15 protein-coding genes and 1 pseudogene are annotated in these 18,099 nt (G+C 65.2%); 3 read left to right on the top strand and 13 right to left on the bottom strand.

From position 1 onward, the window contains the following. Positions 1-399: 399 nt before the first annotated feature. Positions 400-1,220 (bottom strand): annotated as a pseudogene (locus HDG33_RS11390) (efflux RND transporter permease subunit); the annotation flags it as partial. A gap of 65 nt (positions 1,221-1,285) precedes the next feature. On the opposite strand from HDG33_RS11390, the gene HDG33_RS11395 reads away from it, so the two are divergent. The 3 genes from HDG33_RS11395 to HDG33_RS11405 all read left to right on the top strand — a co-directional run bounded on the left by HDG33_RS11395 (position 1,286) and on the right by HDG33_RS11405 (position 3,153). Next, a complete protein-coding gene (locus HDG33_RS11395; RefSeq protein ID WP_184025967.1) occupies positions 1,286-1,450 on the top strand; it encodes a hypothetical protein in 165 nt (54 codons plus the stop codon). Between the two features lie 234 nt (positions 1,451-1,684). Beyond that, positions 1,685-1,897: a hypothetical protein gene (locus HDG33_RS11400; protein ID WP_018419122.1), complete on the top strand. Its 213-nt coding sequence runs from the start codon at positions 1,685-1,687 to the stop codon at positions 1,895-1,897. 218 nt (positions 1,898-2,115) lie between these two features. Beyond that, complete coding sequence (locus HDG33_RS11405) at positions 2,116-3,153, top strand: serine/threonine protein kinase (RefSeq protein ID WP_184025983.1); 1,038 nt, start codon at positions 2,116-2,118, stop codon at positions 3,151-3,153. 11 nt (positions 3,154-3,164) lie between these two features. Here HDG33_RS11405 and HDG33_RS11410 read toward each other — a convergent pair whose 3' ends face one another. From HDG33_RS11410 to HDG33_RS11465, 12 genes are all read right to left on the bottom strand, one after another. Then, positions 3,165-5,063, bottom strand: a complete 1,899-nt coding sequence (locus tag HDG33_RS11410) for a DUF3857 and transglutaminase domain-containing protein (protein WP_184025985.1) — start codon at positions 5,061-5,063, stop codon at positions 3,165-3,167. 9 nt (positions 5,064-5,072) lie between these two features. Further along, complete coding sequence (locus HDG33_RS11415) at positions 5,073-6,095, bottom strand: XdhC family protein (protein WP_184002850.1); 1,023 nt, start codon at positions 6,093-6,095, stop codon at positions 5,073-5,075. Further along, positions 6,068-6,682 carry a CoxG family protein gene (locus HDG33_RS11420; RefSeq protein ID WP_184025987.1) on the bottom strand — a complete coding sequence of 205 codons (615 nt, stop codon included), beginning with the start codon at positions 6,680-6,682 and terminating at the stop codon, positions 6,068-6,070. The genes HDG33_RS11415 and HDG33_RS11420 overlap by 28 nt, the downstream gene beginning before the upstream one ends. Further along, entirely contained in the window at positions 6,673-7,938 is a 1,266-nt protein-coding gene (locus tag HDG33_RS11425; protein ID WP_184025989.1) for a VWA domain-containing protein, read from the bottom strand. Before HDG33_RS11425 ends, HDG33_RS11420 begins: the two co-directional genes overlap by 10 nt. Before the next feature lie 11 nt (positions 7,939-7,949). Continuing rightward, complete coding sequence (locus HDG33_RS11430; RefSeq protein WP_090802637.1) at positions 7,950-8,831, bottom strand: MoxR family ATPase; 882 nt, start codon at positions 8,829-8,831, stop codon at positions 7,950-7,952. 167 nt (positions 8,832-8,998) lie between these two features. Then, entirely contained in the window at positions 8,999-9,796 is a 798-nt protein-coding gene (locus HDG33_RS11435; RefSeq protein ID WP_184025992.1) for a xanthine dehydrogenase family protein subunit M, read from the bottom strand. A 28-nt stretch (positions 9,797-9,824) separates the two neighbouring features. After that, positions 9,825-12,206 carry a xanthine dehydrogenase family protein molybdopterin-binding subunit gene (locus HDG33_RS11440; protein ID WP_184025996.1) on the bottom strand — a complete coding sequence of 794 codons (2,382 nt, stop codon included), beginning with the start codon at positions 12,204-12,206 and terminating at the stop codon, positions 9,825-9,827. Positions 12,207-12,216: 10 nt separating this feature from the next. Beyond that, entirely contained in the window at positions 12,217-12,738 is a 522-nt protein-coding gene (locus HDG33_RS11445; protein ID WP_184025999.1) for a (2Fe-2S)-binding protein, read from the bottom strand. Between the two features lie 417 nt (positions 12,739-13,155). Then, positions 13,156-14,547 carry an amino acid permease gene (locus tag HDG33_RS11450; protein WP_184026002.1) on the bottom strand — a complete coding sequence of 464 codons (1,392 nt, stop codon included), beginning with the start codon at positions 14,545-14,547 and terminating at the stop codon, positions 13,156-13,158. 299 nt (positions 14,548-14,846) lie between these two features. After that, complete coding sequence (rqpR, locus tag HDG33_RS11455; protein WP_184026005.1) at positions 14,847-15,503, bottom strand: response regulator transcription factor RqpR; 657 nt, start codon at positions 15,501-15,503, stop codon at positions 14,847-14,849. A 10-nt stretch (positions 15,504-15,513) separates the two neighbouring features. Further along, the gene (locus HDG33_RS11460) at positions 15,514-16,401 is read right to left on the bottom strand and encodes a sensor histidine kinase (protein WP_184026006.1); all 888 of its coding nucleotides are present in this window, start codon (positions 16,399-16,401) and stop codon (positions 15,514-15,516) included. Between the two features lie 405 nt (positions 16,402-16,806). Beyond that, the gene (locus HDG33_RS11465) at positions 16,807-17,577 is read right to left on the bottom strand and encodes a ferredoxin--NADP reductase (RefSeq protein ID WP_018419136.1); all 771 of its coding nucleotides are present in this window, start codon (positions 17,575-17,577) and stop codon (positions 16,807-16,809) included. Between the last annotated feature and the right edge of the window lie 522 nt (positions 17,578-18,099).

Genomic DNA, 18,099 nt, shown 5'->3' on the forward strand with positions numbered 1-18,099 from the left:
CTGCGCCGCGGGAAGGAACGGCAGATGCAGTCCGCTGGGATTGCGGCGGCAGGGTCACAACAAAACTCCTTGGGTCACACGGAAACGCGCAAAAGTGTTAAGGATACGCTGAAAACGCGTTTCAAGCCGGCGTCGCGGGCAACGCGGCGTGCCAATGGTGACCCGCAGCGCTCCATCCGCAACATGTCGCGCGCCTGTCTCCCGGCGCTAGCCGTGTGCCTCGGCTTCACTGCCCGGCGCCGGCGCCCGCGTCGGCCCCGAAGTCGCCGTCGACGGATGCACGAGCGCGTCGTCGCCCGGCAGTCTCGAGGTATCCCAGCCGCCGCCGAGCGCCTTCACCAGCGCGACGCTCGCGGCCATCCGGCGGCGCGCGATCGCGACCGCGTTGCGCTCGTTGGTCAGCGCGATCGTGCCGGCATCGACGGCGGGGAAAAAGTCGCGGCCGATAAACGGCAGCAACAGCAGCGACGCGCAACAGCACGCGAGAAACAGCGTGACGAACAGTCCCGGTCGCGCGACTCGCGCTTCGAGATGTAAATCCGCGGGCTTGTGGTGATAGCGCAGCAGATACTTCGCGAGCGTCGGCACGAGCGTACGCGAGAAGAAGTACGACGCGAGCATCGCGAAAACCACCGCTTCGGCAAGCGGAATGAACAGATAGTGCGCGACACCGGTGAGCAGAAGCATCGGCACGAACACGATACAGATCGACAGCGTCGACACCAGCGTCGGAATCGCGATCTGATGCGCGCCGTCGAGAATCGCCTGTTCGAGCGTCTTGCCCTGTTCGAACTGATGGTTGATGTTTTCGATCGCGACGGTCGCATCGTCGACGAGAATCCCGACCGCGAGCGCGAGGCCGCCGAGCGTCATGATGTTGATCGTCTGACCGAGCGCGGACAACGCGATGATCGACGTGATCATCGACAACGGAATCGATACTGCGATGATCAGCGTCGCGCGCCAGTTGCCGAGGAACAGCAGAATCATCAGGCCCGTCAGGCACGCGGCGATCAGCACTTCACGCAATACGCCCTGCACGGATGCACGCACGAACCGCGCTCGTAGTTCAGCGCGATGCGCCGCTCCATTTCGTCGGCGGGCGGGCCGTTATACGACCAGATGACCGAGAGCACCGGAATATCGATGTTCGGAAAGATGTCGGTGGGCGTGCGCAGAATGGTCAACGGTCCGACGATCAGCAATAGCAGCGCCAGCACGACGAACGTCTAGGGGCGCCGTAGCGCGAGACGAACGATCCACATGACTAGCGCAGACGAATGAAATGAGCGGCGAGCGCGCCGCGCGGATCGGAAACGCAGGCGCGCACCTCGGCGCGAAGGCAGGTGCGAAGCCGCGCGGCGCCCGCATCTGGCAGATCGTTCTGGCCGTGCACGTTTTTGATGTCTCCCCCCGCAGGGTTTATGATGGTCCGCATTACGACGTCTGACGCCGAGATAATCGGCCATGCGCAGCGTAATGGGAATAGGGCGAAACGACGGGTGAAAGCCTTCTATTCGCCTTCCCAAAGCCCCGCAAAGCGGGAACAATGACTCGAACCTCTTACGCGCCATGCGCGCGACAGATTAAGTGCGCACGCAACGTCAAATGCGAAGCGGCGTTTTTATCATCACCTCGACCGGCGTGAAATCATAAAGCCGGCTAAGGGAAGCGGGGAATTATCATGGAAGTCGGTTCCATTGTCCGATCGGTACATATCGCCGTGCCGCAAGGCGCGCGCGGAATCGTCATGCGCATTCTTGGCGACATGGCGATGGTGGCGTGGTACGCCGGCGAGCCCGGCGCCTCGCAGCAACTCAATACCGAACCCTTTTTCCTGGAAGATCTGATCGATACCGGCGACCTGATACGTCCGGCCGGCGCGCAGACGCATTGAACGAGAGGCTTACCGGTTGCTCATTGCCGTTGTGTGACCCGCAGGTGCGGGCTGTAGTGATGCTGTAAGGTGAGATCGGCTCGCCAGCATCGCCGTGGGCCGATGCGCGCGTCGATTCACGGCGCGTCCCAAATCAGCCCGTATTTCTAGCGATGCCACGCACGCATTGTGAGTCGTCGCCCTCGTCTTTACCCGCGGCGCGGCGCACAATGCGGGGCATGAACGACACCATTCCCGACAATTCCCATCCCGAGGCCGGCGCCGATGGCGCCGTGCCATTCGCGCGGCTCACGCCGGAAACCGTGCTCGACGCGATCGACGGCGTGCTCGCAACGACCGGCGTGCGTACCGACGGCCGTCTGCTGCCGCTCAACAGCTACGAAAATCGCGTGTATCAGGTCGGCGTCGAAGACGGTCCGCCCGTGGTCGCGAAGTTCTATCGTCCCGAGCGCTGGAGCGACGCGGGAATTCTCGAAGAGCACGCGTTCGTCGCCGAACTCGTCGCGCGCGAGATCCCAGCCGTGCCCGCGCGCGTGCTCGATGGCCGCACGCTGCACAGCTTCGACGGCTTCCGCTTCTCGGTCTTCGAGCGACGCGGCGGTCGCGCGCCGGATCTCGACCGGCGCGACACGCTGGAATGGCTGGGGCGTTTCATCGGACGCATTCATGCGATTGGGGAGACCCAGGACTACGTAGAACGTCCCACGCTAAACATCGACACGTTCGGCTACGAGCCGCGCGACTTCCTGCTCGCGCACCGTTTCGTTCCCGACGATCTGCGCACCGCGTGGGAAACCGTCGTGAATCTCGCGCTCGAAGGCGTCGCGGGTGCCTTCGAGCGGGCTGGCGAGATTCGCAGGCTGCGTCTGCACGGCGACTGTCATCCGAGCAACGTGCTGTGGACCGACGCGGGCCCGCATTTCGTCGATTTCGACGACAGCCGCATGGGGCCCGCGATTCAGGATTTGTGGCTACTGTTGCCGGGCGAGCGTGCGGAGGCGTCGCGCGCGCTGGCCGATCTGCTCGCCGGTTACGAGGATTTCTGCGAATTCGATCCGCGCGAGCTTTATCTGATCGAAGCGCTGCGCACGTTGCGGCTGATTCACTATCAGGCATGGCTCGCGCGCCGCTGGAACGATCCGGCGTTTCCGGCCGCGTTTCCGTGGTTCAACACGCAGCGCTACTGGGAAGATCGCATCCTCGAGATGCGCGAGCAGATCGGCGCGATGCAGGAAGGGCCGTTGTGGCCGGTTTGACGTCCTGACGGTCAAGGCGCCTGCGACGCCACATTCGACGACTCCACCAACGTCGATCTGACGATCACCTCCGCGCGCACGTCCCGCCCAATCGCTTCGATCGCGGGACGCATGCGCGTGAAATCGTCGGGCGTGCAGACGTCGCTGTCGAAATGGGTGGCGCCGTCGCGCGTCATCGTGACCACGTGGCTACGCGGATCGAACGTGTACTGCGACGTGAAATCGACGAAGCGGTCCTGCGTGCGTTGCGCCTCCGGCATGTCGAGCACGCGGAAATTGGCCGGCAGTTCGATGCGCGCGCGTTCGTGGATCGCGAGGTTGTGGCACACGAACGGCTGCGTGCGCTTGCGTTCGCCGAGCCAGTAGCGCGTGTCGGCTTCGACGCCGCCGCCGAAGCTCGTCAAGGCCGGAATCGAGGCCGTCATGCCGGTCACCACGAGACTCTCGAGCGTGCCTTTCATCGTCAGCGTGAGCGGGCCGTCGGCCGCGCTGAGGTCGCTCGTCGTCAGCGTCGCGGTGCCGCGCAGATTCGCGTTGCGCAACTCGGTCTGAATCGATTCCTCGCGTTGCGCGGGCGTTTGCGTGCGCAGCCGCGCGCGGGCCTGCTCGGCGTACGGCCCGGCATCCTGCAGCCGATACGTGAAGCTCGCCGAGCCATCCGGTTCGATCTTGATCGCGAGATCGGTGCTGCGCGACATCTGCGCGGTGGCCGGCGTCTGCGCGAGCACGCCGTCGCCGATCAGCACGGTAGGACGGTCCATGTCGGACGAAGGCAGAAAACCGAATTCGACGTTCGACGCGGTCGAATCCGCGTACATCTGCAAATCAGGCAGCCACGTGATCGCATGATTGATGACGCCGTAGCCCGGGACGCTCGGCAGCGTGTAGATCGTGCCGCTGCTGATCAACGCCGGCTCGTTGCGCACGCCGAGCGCGTCGAGCAGCGCGCCGTAGAGCGCGACGTGGTCCTTGCAGTCGCCATAGCGGTTCGCGAGGATCGCGCTCGCGCTGTGCGGCACGACGGCGCCGCGTCCGACGTAGATCGCGACATAGCGGATATTGCGGCGAACCCAGTCGTACAGCGTTTTGGCTTTGTCGTGTGGGGTGTGATCGTGCGCGGTCAGCTGCTGCGCGAACTGGGTGATCGCGACGTCGTGCGCGCCCGGGTCGGCCGCGGAGCTGCGATAGGAGGCGGCGAACGCGGCATAGCTCGGGAAGGTCGACACCATCAGCCGATCACCGTACGACACGTACGCGACCGAGCCGCGTTCGAGCCGGTCGAAGTGTGCCTTGTCATAGCGGAATTCGTAACGCGTGCGGCCGTCGCGCGTGACCGGTGTCACTGCGCTGAAGCCGCGCGCGTCCGCATACAGCGGCTTGTCGGCGGGTAGGTCGTAGATCAGGCGGAAGTTGCGGGTCGGCGCGAGATCGGGCGGCGTGAAGTCGCTGAATTCGCCCGGCACTATCGGCTGACGCTGCGTCTTGCGGTACGTCAGATGCACGCGCGCGCCGGGTTCGACCGCGGGGAACACGATCACCTTTTCCTGGATGTCCTGGAACATCGGCGCGTCGAACGAGCGGACTTCCTGCACGTCGCGGATCTGCTCGGGCGCAACATCGTGACGCTTGCCGTCGGCGGTGACCGTGTAGGCCTCGAGGATCTGCACGTCGGCCATGTTGCGGTTGAACCAGACGTATTGCTGAGCGACCCGCTCGACGCCGGCTTCGTTGTTCACGCGCAGCGTCATCGAATCGAGCTTCGCATACGAGCCGTCAGCGTTGACGGCGAAGGTCTGCGTCTCGCCTTCGTTGGTGTAGGGATCGTCGAGGTTGAGCGGCGCGCTCGCGTTCGCGGCGTGAATGCCGGCCAGCCAGCCGGCGGAGGCAAGGACCACGAGGCAGAGTCGCATGACGGCGGGCTACACGCTGCAAGCGGCGCCACCCGACGCCGCAATCTCCCGCGCGGCCTTCGCGCCTTCGACCTGCAATAGCGTCGGCAGCGACACGCCATTTTTCGCCGCCGTCACCTCCGCCAGAATCGACACCGCGATCTCGGGCGGCGTCCTGCTGCCGATATAAATGCCGACAGGTCCATGCAAGCGGGCCAGTTCGGCTTCGTTCAGATCGAACTCCTTCAGGCGCTCGCGTCGCGCGTGATTGTTCCTGCGCGAGCCGAGCGCGCCGACATAAAACGCCGGCGTCTTCAATGCTTCCATCAGCGCGAGATCGTCGAGCTTCGGATCGTGCGTGAGCGCGATCACCGCGCAGCGCTCGTCGAGCTTCATGTCGATCACGGTGTCGTCCGGCATCGTGCGCACGATCTTCGTGCCCGGCACGTCCCATTCCTCGGTGTATTCCTCGCGCGGATCGCAGACCGTCACCTGATAATCGAGCCCCACCGCGATATGACACAGGTAGCGAGACAACTGCCCGGCGCCGATCACTAGCATCCGGTAGCGCGGGCCGTGGATCGTCAACAGACGCTCACCGTCGAAATGCACGCCGTCGGTCGCCTGCGCGTTGTCGAGCCGCACCGCGCCCGTCGTCATGTCGAGTTCGCGCGCGACGAGCCGGCCATTTTCGACTGCGTGACACAGCTCGGCGATGCCGCTTTGCCGCGTCAACGGTTCGAGCACGAGCTGGATCGTGCCGCCGCACGGCAGGCCGAAGCGATGCGCTTCCTCGGCCGTGATGCCGTACTTCACCGCCTCCGGATGTGTCTGCTCGATGCCCCGTTGCCGCACGCGATCGATCAGATCGTCTTCGATGCAGCCGCCCGACACCGAGCCCACCACGAGGCCGTCGTCGCGCACCGCGAGCATCGCGCCCTCGGGACGCGGCGACGAGCCCCACGTCTTCACGACCGTCACGAGGAGCGCGCGATGTCCGTCCGCCAGCCAGCGGGCGCTGGTTTTCAGAACTTCGAGATCCACGCTGTCCATGATTTCTTCCCTTTCTTTGCTTCGCCGCCGGACTCGCCGTCCGCGGCCTCGTTCGATTCCGTTTGCCCGGAGGCGGATGCGGCTTCGGCTTCGGTTTCGGTCTGCACCGGGGCGTCGCCTTCCGCTGTTTCATCAGCGCTATTGTCTCCCGAGAGCTGGGCGCCAAGGCGCTTGAAAAACTCCCCCGCAATCTTGCGCGCCGCACCGTCGACGAGCCGCGAGCCGATCTGCGCGAGCTTGCCGCCGACCTGCGCATTGGCGGTGTAGGAGAGCTTCGTCGCGGCATCGCCGTCGGCTTCGAGCGTGACATGCGTGTTGCCCTTGGCAAAACCCGCGGCGCCGCCCTGGCCTTCGAACACAATGGTGTAGCTGTTCGGTGCGTCGATATCGGTCAGTTGCATGCGCCCCTTGAAGCGCGCCTTGACCGGGCCGACCGCCGCGACCAGCGTGACCAGGTACGCGTTTTCGCCGTCCGGGTCGATGCTTTCGCAGCCGGGGATGCAAGCGCGCAGAATCTCGGTGTCGTTCAACGCGTCCCACGTTTGCTGCTGCGCGACCGGCAGCGTATGAGTTTCGCTCAATTCCATGACGTTGCTCCTGCGAGTGTCGTCGCGGCGACGGCGTGGCGAGGCGCGCGCGTCAGTTGCGCGAGATCGTGGCCGAATGCTGCGAGACTGTCTAGATTATGAACCGGACGATGCGCGTCGACATACGGCAGGATCGCCTGCACGCCGCGCGCCTTCGGAGTAAAGCCGCTGAACCGCAGCAGCGGATTGAGCCACACGATGCGATGCGCGAAGCGTGCGAGGCGCGCCATTTCGGTATCGAGCACGTCGATCGCTTCGTGATCGAGACCGTCGGTGACGAGCAGCACCGTCGCACGACCTGTGAGCACGCGGCGCGCCCAGCGTCGGTTGAACTCGGCGAGCGCCGCGCCGATGCGTGTGCCGCCCGACCAGTCGACCACCTGATCGCTGAGCGTCGCGATCGCGACGTCCGGATCGCGTTCGCGCAATGCGCGCGTCGCGTTCGTGAGCCGCGTGCCGAACAGAAACACCTGCAGACGTTCGCGCGACTGCAACAACGCGTGGCAAAAGTAGAGCACTGCGCGCGAGTAGTTGCTCATCGAGCCGGAAATGTCGAGCAGCAGCACGAGCGGCGGCTTGCGCTCCACCCTCGCGCGATACTTCCACACGGTCCAGTCGCCACCGGCGCGCACCGCATGCCGCGCGCTCGCGCGCAAGTCCGCATGCGTGCCGTGCGATGCCGCCTTCAGGCGCCGCGTCGATTCGGTTGCGAGCGGCAGCCGCTGGCCGCGAATCAGATGCCGCAGCGTGCGCCATTCGTCGGCGTTCAGCGTGTCGAAATCGCGATGACGCAGCCGCTCTTCTGCGCTGAACGTCAACTGCGCATGCAACTCGTGCTGCTCGGTTTCCTGCGGCGCATTCAGATGCGGCGACGGTGGCATGCGCACCGCGAGCGCATCGGCGAGACGGTTGTTGCGCTTCGGCGGTGGCAGCCCGTCGCGCACTTTCGGCAGCAGCAGCGCGCGCAGCTTGCCTTCCCAATCGGGGTCGCGCCAGAACAGATCGAACGCGGCATTGAAGAGTTCGCGTTCGTCGGGCGCGGTGACGAGCAGCGCGGCAAGCGCGGCGTGCACGTCGTCGCGGCGGCCGAGGTCGATCCACTGCAACGCGGCGAGTGCGTCGACTGCTTGTGCGGGCGACATCGGCAAGCCGGCGCCGCGCAGCACGCGCACGAAATGGACGACGTTGCGCGCGAGCGTGGGCGCAGTGTGCTGGTTCGTGTCGTCGAGCCTGCCCGAGCCGGTTCCGTTCGTCATGCCAACGACCCTCACCCGGACAGACACTGCGCGATCTGCGCGGCATCCACACGCGCGAGATCGTCCTGATACTTGAGCAGCACGCCGAGCGTGTTCTGCACCGATTGCGGATCGAGCTCCGTGACCGACAGCGCTTCGAGCGCGCGGCACCAGTCGATCGTCTCGGCAATGCCGGGCGCCTTGAACAGATCCATGCCGCGCAGCCGATGCACGAAGTCGACCGCGCGCCGCTGCAATTGCGCCGACGTTTGCGGCGCGCGCGCGGCGACGATCTCCAGTTCGCGATCGCGGTCCGGATAGCCGATCCATTGATACAGACAGCGGCGCTTCAACGCGTCGTGCACTTCGCGCGTGCGGTTCGACGTCATGATGACGAGCGGCGGCTGCGTCGCGCGCACGGTGCCGTATTCGGGAATCGATACCTGGAAATCCGAAAGGAGTTCGAGCAGGAATGCCTCGAACGGTTCGTCGGCGCGGTCGATTTCGTCGATCAGCAGCACGCGCCGCGCGCCGGGATGGTTTTCGTCGGGCATCAACGCCTGCAGAAGCGGACGCTTCAGCAGGAATTCGCCACGATATAGCGTGTCGTTGTCGGGGCGCTCGCCGCTCGCTTCGGCAAGCCGCAGCGCCATGATCTGGCGCGGGTAATCCCATTCATAAAGCGCGCTCGCGGTGTCGAGGCCTTCATAGCATTGCAGGCGCAGCAACGTGGTGCCGAGCATGCCCGCCGCCGCTTTCGCGAGCTCGGTTTTACCGACACCCGGCTCGCCTTCGACGAACAACGGCCGCTCCATGCGCAGCGCGAGATACAGTGCGGTCGCGAGCTCGCGGCTCGCGAAATAGCGTTGGGCGGCGAGTTGGGCGAGGGTGTCGTCGATCGAAGCCGGCTGCATGGTGATCCTGAATCTGCGCGACAGGCCATGGCAAAGCGTGGCGCGAGTGAAGAACGCAATGGCCGCGAGCCCGGCGTCGAACTGTCGCGCCGGCTCGCGAAGTGAACGAAGCCGGCTTGCGCGCACCGTGGTGAAGGCGCGGCAAGCCGGGGCGCTGGCGAGGATCGCTAGGCATTTGCCTTCGTGACCGCGCGCGCCGCGAGCACCGGAATCAGATGCGCGCGATACGCGGCGCTCGCGTGCATGTCGTCGTTCAGCTCGTCGGGCGACACGCTGACCGCGCGTGCCGCGTCGGGGGTGAAGTTCGTCGACAGCGCGCTTTCGAGCTCGGCCACGCGAAACACCGATGACGCCGCCCCCGTTACCGCGACGCGCACGCCGCTCGCGGACTTCGCGACGAACACGCCGACCAGCGCGAAGCGCGAGGCCGGATTGCGGAATTTCTCGTATGCGGCGCGCTCGGGCACCGGAAACTCGACGGCGACGATCAGCTCGTCGGGCGCGAGCGCGGTCTCGTACATGCCGACGAAAAAATCGCCCGAGGCGATGCGCCGCCGGTCCGTGACGATCGTCGCATCGAGGCCCATCGCCGCCGCCGGGTAGCACGCGGCCGGGTCGTTGTTCGCGAGCGAGCCGCCGATCGTGCCGAGCGCGCGCACCTGGCGATCGCCGATATTCGCGGCCAGCTCCGCGAGCGCGGGCAACACGCGCCGCACGTCCGCGTGTTCGGCGACGTCCGCGTGACAGACGGCTGCGCCGATCGTCACCGTGCTGGCGTCGATGGTGATCGTCCTGAGCGCGGGAATGCGCGTCACGTCGATCAGTTGCGACGGCTGCGCGAGACGCAGGCGCATCGTCGGCAGAAGGCTCTGGCCGCCGGCGAGGAACTTCGCGTCGCTGTCGGCGGTGAGGGCTGCGGCGGCCGCTTGCGGATCCGTCGCGCGTTGATACTCGAATGAATACATGTCGAATGCTCCGCTCAGGATCGTTGGGTCAGGCTTGCTTCGCCGCTTGAATCGCGGACCAGACGCGATGCGGCGTGGCCGGCATCTGCAGATTGGTCACGCCAAGCGGCGCGAGCGCGTCGATGATCGCGTTGATCACGGCCGGCGGTGAGCCGATCGCGCCCGCTTCGCCGCAGCCTTTGACGCCGAGCGGATTGTGCGTGCACGGCGTGCCCTTCGACGTTTCGACCGTGAAGTCGGGCAGGTCGGACGCATGCGGCATCGCGTAGTCCATGTAAGAGCCGGACAGCAACTGGCCGCTGTCGTTGTCGTACACGCAGCGCTCGAGCATCGCCTGACCGATGCCTTGCCCGAGCCCGCCATGCACCTGACCTTCGACGATCATCGGATTGATCACGTTGCCAAAATCGTCGACCGCGGTGAACTGCTGGATGCGGGAGACGCCGGTGTCCGGATCGACTTCGATCTCGCAGATATACGCACCCGACGGATACGTGAAGTTGGTCGGATCGTAGAACGCGCTTTCTTCGAGCCCCGGTTCGAGCACGTCGAGCGGATAGTTGTGCGGCACGTACGCGGCGAGCGAGATCTCCGCGAACGCCTTGGTGCGGTCGGTGCCCGCGACGCGGAACACACCGTTCTTGAACTCGATGTCTTCAGCCGACGCTTCGAGCAGATGCGCGGCGATCTTCTTCGCCTTTGCTTCGATCTTGTCGAGCGCCTTCGAGATGGCCGAGCCGCCGACCGCGATCGAACGCGAACCATACGTGCCCATGCCGAACGCGATGCGGCCGGTGTCGCCGTGCACGATCTCGACGCTTTCGAGGGCAATGCCGAGGCGGTCCGCGACGACTTGCGCGAAGGTCGTCTCATGCCCCTGGCCGTGACTGTGCGAGCCCGTGAACACGGTGACCGAACCGGTCGGATGTACGCGGATCTGGCCGACTTCGAACAGGCCCGCGCGCGCGCCGAGAGCGCCCGCGATGTTCGACGGCGCGAGACCGCATGCCTCGATGTAGCAGGAGTAGCCGAGGCCGCGGCGCTTGCCGTTCTTTTCGGATTCCTGCCGGCGTGCCGCGAAGCCCTCGACGTCCGCGAGTGTGAGCGCGCGCGAGAGGATCGCGTTGTAGTCGCCGGTGTCGTAGGTGAGGCCGACCGGCGTCGCGTACGGGAATTGCGTGATGAAATTGCGGCGGCGGATTTCCGCGGGGTCGAGTTTCATCTCGCGCGCCGCGGCTTCCACCAGGCGCTCGACGACGAACGTCGCTTCCGGCCGGCCCGCGCCGCGATACGCATCGACCGGAACGGTGTTGGTGAAGACCGCCTTCACTTCGGCGTAGATCGCGGGCGTTGCGTATTGCCCGGCGAGCAGCGTCGCGTACAGGATCGTCGGCACGCTCGACGCGAACGTCGACAGATACGCGCCCATGTTCGCGATCGTATGCACGCGCATCGCGAGGAACTTGCCGTCGGCGTCCAGCGCAAGCTCGGCTTTGGTCACGTGATCGCGGCCGTGCGCATCGGAAAGGAACGCCTCGGAGCGCTCGGCGGTCCATTTGACCGGCCGGCCGATCTTCTTCGACGCCCAGGTGAGCGCGACGTCTTCGGCGTACAGGAAGATCTTCGAGCCGAAGCCGCCGCCGACGTCCGGCGCGATCACGCGCAGCTTCGATTCCGGCAGCGACAGCACGAACGCGGCCATCAGCAGCCGCTCGACGTGCGGGTTCTGATTCGCGACGTACAGCGTGTAGCTCTCGTCCTGCGCCGAAAAGTTCGCGTTGACCGCGCGCGGCTCGATCGCGTTCGGCACGAGGCGGTTGTTGACAATATCGAGCGTGGTTACGTGCGCGGCTTTCGCGAACGCGGCGTCGGTCGCGGCCTTGTCGCCGTGGCCCCAGTTGTAGCAGACGTTGTCGGGCACTTCGTCGTGCACGGCCGCTTGACCAGGGTCGGCCGCATGCGCGGTATCGACGACGGCCGGCAGTTCTTCGTAATCGACTTCGATCAGTTCGGCCGCATCTTTTGCCGCCTTGATCGATTCAGCGATCACGAGCGCGACCTGATCGCCCACGTGCCGTGCTTTCGTATGCGCGATCACCGGATGCGGCGGCTCGTTCATCGGCTTGCCGTCGGTGCTATGGATCAGCCAGCCGCACGGCAGTCCGCCGACGTTGTCGGCGGCGAGATCCGCGCCGGTGAAGATCGCGACCACGCCCGGCGACTGTTTGGCCGCGCTCGTGTCGATGCTTCTGATCTTCGCGTGCGCGTGCGGTGAGCGCAGGAACACCGCATAGGTTTGCTGCGGCAGCACGATGTCGTCGGTGTACTGGCCTTTGCCGGTCAGGAAGCGATAGTCTTCCTTGCGTTCGACGGCGGCGCCAATCAGGCTTTGTGTATCGGGTGCGTTCATCGTCGGCTCCTCAAGCGGCGGTGGCGCCGGCGGCATTCGCGCCGGCAGATGCGCTCGATGCGGCGGACTTCATACCCGCGGCGCCTTCGAGCACGGCCTTGACGATGTTGTGATAGCCCGTACAGCGGCATAGGTTGCCGTCGAGCTGCTCGCGCACCTCGTCGCCCGTCAGATCGGGTTGACGCTGCACCAGCGACACCGCGTTCATCACCATGCCCGGCGTGCAGAAGCCGCATTGCAGACCGTGGCAGTGCTTGAACGCGGCCTGCATCGGATGCAGCGCGCCGTTGTGAGCGAGCCCTTCGATGGTCGTGACTTCCGCGCCATCGGCTTGCACGGCGAGGATGTTGCAGGACTTGATCGCGCGGCCGTTCAGATGCACGGTGCAGGCGCCGCATTGCGCCGTATCGCAGCCGACATGGGTGCCGGTCAGACGGAGTTGATCGCGCAGGAACTGGACAAGCAGGGTGCCAGGGTCGACTGAGGCGCTCACGGGCGCGCCATTGACCGTCAGACTGATGCTGATCGCCATGAAGCTGTCTCCTATATTGATCGGAGCGAGCGCTTCGGCGTATCGATCCCTGCCTCGGCGCAGACCACGATCCCATGCAAGATAGTTGCTGTGGGTGAGACCGGACCTGTGATTGTTATTGCCCCTGCTTTGCTTCGACTGCGTGCTGACTTCGATTCGCCAGGTCCGATGAGGGTGCTACGGGTTTTACAAATCTGCCGAAAAGTAAAGCACAAATCGCGCGGGCGCGCTATGAGGGGAAGTGTGTTCGGCGCGCGCACGAGCGCACGAAGAGAACATGGCGGCCACGGAATGGGACGCCGCAAAGACAAGCGCCCCGTCTGCGGAGCATGACGGGGCGCATCGATAGATCAGCGGAAAGCGAGGCCACGCTCGCGAGCATTCAGCTCATTGGCGTGGCTTCATCGAAACGGCGCTTTACTTTGCCAGTTTCGAATGACGGCGCGAGTAGCCGAAATAGATAACCATGCCGATCAGCAGCCAGATCACGAACGCGCCCCACGTGATGCCTTGCAGATTCAGCATCAGGAACAGGCACGATGCGACCGCGAGCACCGGCACGACCGGCACGCCAGGGCAACGGAACGCGCGCGGCAGCTCTGGGTGCGTCTTGCGCAGCACGAGCACCGCGATCGACACCATCGAGAACGCCGCGAGCGTGCCGATATTGATCAGCTCAGCCAACACATTGAGCGGCACCAGCGCGCCGATCAGGCCGAAGAAGATGCCGACGAGCCACGTCGTGAAGAACGGCGTCGCGAAACGCGGATGCACTTTCGACAGCTTCGCGGGCAGCAGGCCGTCGCGCGACATCGCGAAGATCACCCGCGTCTGACCGTAGGCCATCACGAGAATCACGGTCAGCATGCCTAGCACGGCGCCGAGGTCGATGAAGCCCGCGACCCAGTTCTGCCCTGCGAGTTGCAGCGCGTACGACACCGGGTGCGAAATGCCCATGAACTTCTCGGAAGGCACGATGCCGGTGACGACCGCGGCCACGGCCACATACAGCACCGCGCACACGCCGAGCGACGCGATGATGCCGATCGGGAGGTCGCGCTTCGGATTCTTCACTTCTTCGGCCGCCGACGACACCGAGTCGAAGCCGATGAACGCGAAGAACATCACCGCGGCCGCGCCGAACACGCCGCTCCAGCCGTGAGGCATGAACGGGTGCCAGTTGGCCGGCGTGACGTGAAACACGCCGACGCCGATCACGAGCAGCACGACGACGACCTTGATCGCAACCATGATGTTGTTGATTCGCGCGGATTCGCGCACGCCAAGCGACAGCAGCGTGGTGATCGCCATCATCACGAGGAAGGCGGGCAGGTTGAACAGCGTTTCGTGTCCGGGCACGGCGCCCGGGGCTGCGCTCAGCGCCATCGGCAGCGATACGCCGAAGCCCGACAGCAACGACTGCAGATAGCCGGACCAGCCGACCGACACCGCCGAGGTCGCGAGCCCGTACTCGAGCATCAGGTCCCAGCCGATGATCCACGCGGCCAGCTCGCCGAGCGTCGCATACGAGTACGTGTAGATCGAACCGGCGACCGGAATCGTCGATGCGAATTCAGCGTAGGCGAGCGCGGCGAAGCCGCAGGCGATCGCCGCGATCAGGAACGAGATCATCAGCGCGGGACCGGCCTGTAAGGCGCCCGTGCCGGTCAGCACGAAGATGCCGGTGCCGATGATGGCGCCGACGCCGAGGAAAGTCAGGTCGAGCGCGCCCAGCGCCTTTTTCAGGCCGGCGGTCTGAGCGCTCGCCGCAAGCAGCTGCTCGACGCTCTTTTTGCGAAACAGGGACATTGGCGTGGGTCTCCAGTGGTGCACGCGTGTTGCGCGCCGAATGTCGGGAAAACCCGCGATTCTAGCGGATGCGTGTCGCCGGGCTGGTTCGCGCGGCGCTTTTCTGGGCCAAGGCGATGGGCGGAAACTCCCGCCAGGAGGTGATTTCGAGGAGGTCTTGCGGTGCCGGAAGCGGGGCGGCGGTGAAGCTATTTACTGAATAGTCAATTGATGAGGATGGAATCTCTCCGTTTGCGCCGGCGCCACGATCGGACGACTGCGGCGCAACGCCGCAGGCACGGCTGGCGGCGCCTGCTGGGCTAGCCCGTCATCGCGGGATTCAGATCGACGAGGCGGTTGCTCATTACATAGAAGGTCAGCTCGGCGTTGTTGCGCAGCTTCATCTTGTCGAGCAGCCGCGTGCGGTACACGCTGACGGTCTTCACCGACAGCGACAGCGCGGCCGCGATATCGGTGAGACGTTTGCCGGACGCGAGCATGCACAGCGTCTGGTACTCCCGATCGGACAGCTTTTCGTGCGGCAACTGCTCGCCGTCGAACGACACGTAGTCGGCGAGCGCCTCGGCCATCTCGGGGCTCACGTACTTGCGGCCCGCCGCGACCTGCTGGATCGCGCCGATCATCTGCGCGGCATCGACCGTCTTCGACAGATAGCCGGACGCGCCGGCTTTGAGCGCGCGCACCGCGTACTGGTCCTCGCGGTACATCGAGAACATCAGCACCGCCACGCGCGGCGCCTTGCGCTTCAGACGCTTGAGCACCTCGACGCCATTCATGTCGGGCAGCGAAATGTCGAGCAGCACGACGTCGAAGCTCTGGTGGACGACCAGGTCGAGCGCTTCGGAGCCGCTTTGCGCCTCGGCGACCTCGCGCGCGACGCCGCGATCGAGCAGCAACTGGCGAACGCCCTGGCGGACCACCGCGTGATCATCGACGATCAGGATGCGCAGGCTCATGGTCGCGGGCTCACGATTGCAGCGCGCGCCGGGCGGCGCGCGGCGTTGGGGCGGCCGCGAGCAGCACGTGCCACGCGAAGCGGGCCTGGATCAGGGTGCCGCGCGGGGTGATGGCGCCGTTGCTGCCAGTGCCGCTGTCCTCGCCACGACCGACGCTCGTGCGCCTCGCGCTGATTCGCAGCGTGCCGTCGAATGCGGCGCAGCGCGCCTGCATGCCGGCGAGGCCGAAATGACCGCCGTTTTTTTTCAGCCCACCGCGTTCGCGCGCGCCACGCGGCGGGCCGATGCCATCGTCGCTGACGAGGAGCCTCAGATGACGCGCACCGGTTTCGACGCGCAGGTCGGCGCAGGTCGCGCGTGCGTGCTTCGCGACGTTGTTCAGCGCTTCCTGCGCGACGCGGAACACGGCGAGCGCGGCATCGGCGGGCAGGCGCGCGAGCCGCGCGTCGCCGCTGCAGGTGAAGGTGGTGCGCAAGCCGGTGCGCGTGGAGAAGTCGCGGGCCCAGCACTGCAGCGCGCCGGCGAGGCCTGTCTCGAACGACGGCGCGTGCAGTTGCGCGATGGCGTCGCGATTTGCCGCCTGCACGGCGTCGAGCGAACGATTCGTGACCGCGAGCGCGGCCGCGCATTGCGGCGGCGCGTCGGCGGGCAGCCAGGTTTCGATGCCGGCGAGCGCGAAGCGCGTCGCAGTCAGCTCGGCGCCGACGCCGTCGTGCAGTTCGCGCGCGACGTGACGGCGCACGCTTTCCTGCGCGTCGACCAATTCGGCCGACAGCTCGCGTACCCGCGCGCGCAGCCGCTCGATCTCGCGCGCGGCGAGCGATGGCATGTCGAAGCCATCACGCTGCGCGGACGAAGCCAGCGCAGCGTTGAACGGGACGGCAGTCGACGTATCCATGAATTTCCCTCTCAGGAAGCGGAGTGGACGGCAAAGCGGGCACGCGCAGACGGAATCAAATCCTGCGAATCACGAGGTTTCGCGTCGGACGAAACACGATGGCGCAACGTAACGAAATTTACATTCAGTAACAACTCTGGTGGACGACGATCGGTGCATGAATTCGTCTGATCTCGCGGCGCGATGATATCTCAAAAAGATTAAAAAAGCAGTCGCACCAAGGCTTAGCGCAGAGTCTTCAGAGATTACATGATGTTTACCGCGGACTCGTGCTGTCAGAGGAATTCTGACAGCGAAGGTGACGCAACGCGCTCCAATTTGTAACGGAGCAACAAAAAAAGGAGCCCGGAGGCTCCTTTTTTGGAATTCGCGGCGCGCGGGCCGCGAAGAAGAATGCCGGCCGGCTTAGCCGACGAAGGCCTTTTCGACCACGTAATGGCCCGGCTCGTTGTTGCTGCCTTCCTTGAAGCCCGCGTCTTCGAGCAGCTTGCGCGTGTCGCGCAGCATGTGCGGGCTTCCGCACAGCATGACGCGGTCGTCCTCGAGCGAGAAACCCGGCACGCCGAGGTCGGCGAACAGCTTTTCGGTTTCGATCAACTCGGTGATGCGGCCGCGGTTCTGGAACGCTTCGCGCGTGACGGTCGGGTAGTACAGCAACTTTTCCTGTACGAACTCGCCGAGGTGTTCATGTGCCGGCAGGTGCTCGGTGATGTATTCCTTGTACGCGAGTTCGTCGACGAAACGGCAGGTATGCGTGAGGACCACGCGCTCGTAGCGGTCGTAAATGTCCGGATCCTTGATGATCGACATGAACGGCGCGAGGCCCGTGCCGGTGGACAACAGCCACAGCGTCTTGCCCGGCAGCAGGTTGTCGGCCACCAGCGTGCCGACCGGCTTCTTGCCGATCAGCACTTCGTCGCCGACCTTCAGGTGCTGCAGACGCGATGTGAGCGGGCCGTCCTGCACCTTGATGCTGAGGAATTCGAGATGTTCTTCGTAGTTCGCACTGGCGAGGCTGTATGCGCGCAGCAGCGGCTTGCCCTCGACCTGCAGGCCCACCATCGTGAACTGGCCGTTTTCGAAACGGAACGACGGATCGCGCGTGCAGGTGAAGCTGAAAAGCGTATCGGTCCAGTGATGGACGCTCAGGACGGTTTGTGAATTCAGGTTGCTCATGGCTTCTTGGATAGTGCGAAAACAAAGGCGGCCAGTCGTCTGAGCCGGCCGGCACGGCAAGGGGCGATGCTGCGCTGACCCGTGGTCGGGACTCCCGCGCAATCCGTCATTTTACCGTGCCCGCCGGGGCGGGGCCGCGGCGCGGCGGTCGAGCGTGGTAAAGCGGGTTGCCAAACCGGGACGCGGCGGCGCCGGCTTGTTGGCGCCGCGAAGTACGTTGGCGTGAGTGCGGCCGTGCTTCAGCGGGGTACGGCGATTCGGCGAACGCCGCGAAGGGCGGCTGCCATTGGTTACCCGGCAGGCGCGAAAACGACGCGCTGCAAGAGCAACATTGTCAAGATGATACCGAAAGGCGGCGTGCGCTGCAGCATTGACCCTGCTGATAAAACTGGCAAATGGGGCGGAACCCTGCCGGCGCCATCGAGATCGCCTCGCTTTCGACTATCGTTTGCGCGCCGCGATTTTTTGGGGAATACGCCCGACGTTGCCTCGTTTACGCAGGACGCGAGTCGCGCGAAGCCA

The organism is Paraburkholderia sp. Cpub6, from assembly GCF_014201065.1.
GTDB classification, from domain to species: domain Bacteria; phylum Pseudomonadota; class Gammaproteobacteria; order Burkholderiales; family Burkholderiaceae; genus Paraburkholderia; species Paraburkholderia tuberum.

Excerpts from the sequence above, each read along its gene's own strand:
- HDG33_RS11395 (WP_184025967.1), top strand. The coding sequence starts at position 1,286 with ATGAGCGGCGAGCGCGCCGCGCGGATCGGAAACGCAGGCGCGCACCTC.
- HDG33_RS11400 (WP_018419122.1), top strand. The coding sequence starts at position 1,685 with ATGGAAGTCGGTTCCATTGTCCGATCGGTACATATCGCCGTGCCGCAA.
- HDG33_RS11405 (WP_184025983.1), top strand. The coding sequence starts at position 2,116 with ATGAACGACACCATTCCCGACAATTCCCATCCCGAGGCCGGCGCCGAT.
- HDG33_RS11410 (WP_184025985.1), bottom strand. The coding sequence starts at position 5,063 with ATGCGACTCTGCCTCGTGGTCCTTGCCTCCGCCGGCTGGCTGGCCGGC.
- HDG33_RS11415 (WP_184002850.1), bottom strand. The coding sequence starts at position 6,095 with ATGGACAGCGTGGATCTCGAAGTTCTGAAAACCAGCGCCCGCTGGCTG.
- HDG33_RS11420 (WP_184025987.1), bottom strand. The coding sequence starts at position 6,682 with ATGGAATTGAGCGAAACTCATACGCTGCCGGTCGCGCAGCAGCAAACG.
- HDG33_RS11425 (WP_184025989.1), bottom strand. The coding sequence starts at position 7,938 with ATGACGAACGGAACCGGCTCGGGCAGGCTCGACGACACGAACCAGCAC.
- HDG33_RS11430 (WP_090802637.1), bottom strand. The coding sequence starts at position 8,831 with ATGCAGCCGGCTTCGATCGACGACACCCTCGCCCAACTCGCCGCCCAA.
- HDG33_RS11435 (WP_184025992.1), bottom strand. The coding sequence starts at position 9,796 with ATGTATTCATTCGAGTATCAACGCGCGACGGATCCGCAAGCGGCCGCC.
- HDG33_RS11440 (WP_184025996.1), bottom strand. The coding sequence starts at position 12,206 with ATGAACGCACCCGATACACAAAGCCTGATTGGCGCCGCCGTCGAACGC.
- HDG33_RS11445 (WP_184025999.1), bottom strand. The coding sequence starts at position 12,738 with ATGGCGATCAGCATCAGTCTGACGGTCAATGGCGCGCCCGTGAGCGCC.
- HDG33_RS11450 (WP_184026002.1), bottom strand. The coding sequence starts at position 14,547 with ATGTCCCTGTTTCGCAAAAAGAGCGTCGAGCAGCTGCTTGCGGCGAGC.
- rqpR (WP_184026005.1), bottom strand. The coding sequence starts at position 15,503 with ATGAGCCTGCGCATCCTGATCGTCGATGATCACGCGGTGGTCCGCCAG.
- HDG33_RS11460 (WP_184026006.1), bottom strand. The coding sequence starts at position 16,401 with ATGGATACGTCGACTGCCGTCCCGTTCAACGCTGCGCTGGCTTCGTCC.
- HDG33_RS11465 (WP_018419136.1), bottom strand. The coding sequence starts at position 17,577 with ATGAGCAACCTGAATTCACAAACCGTCCTGAGCGTCCATCACTGGACC.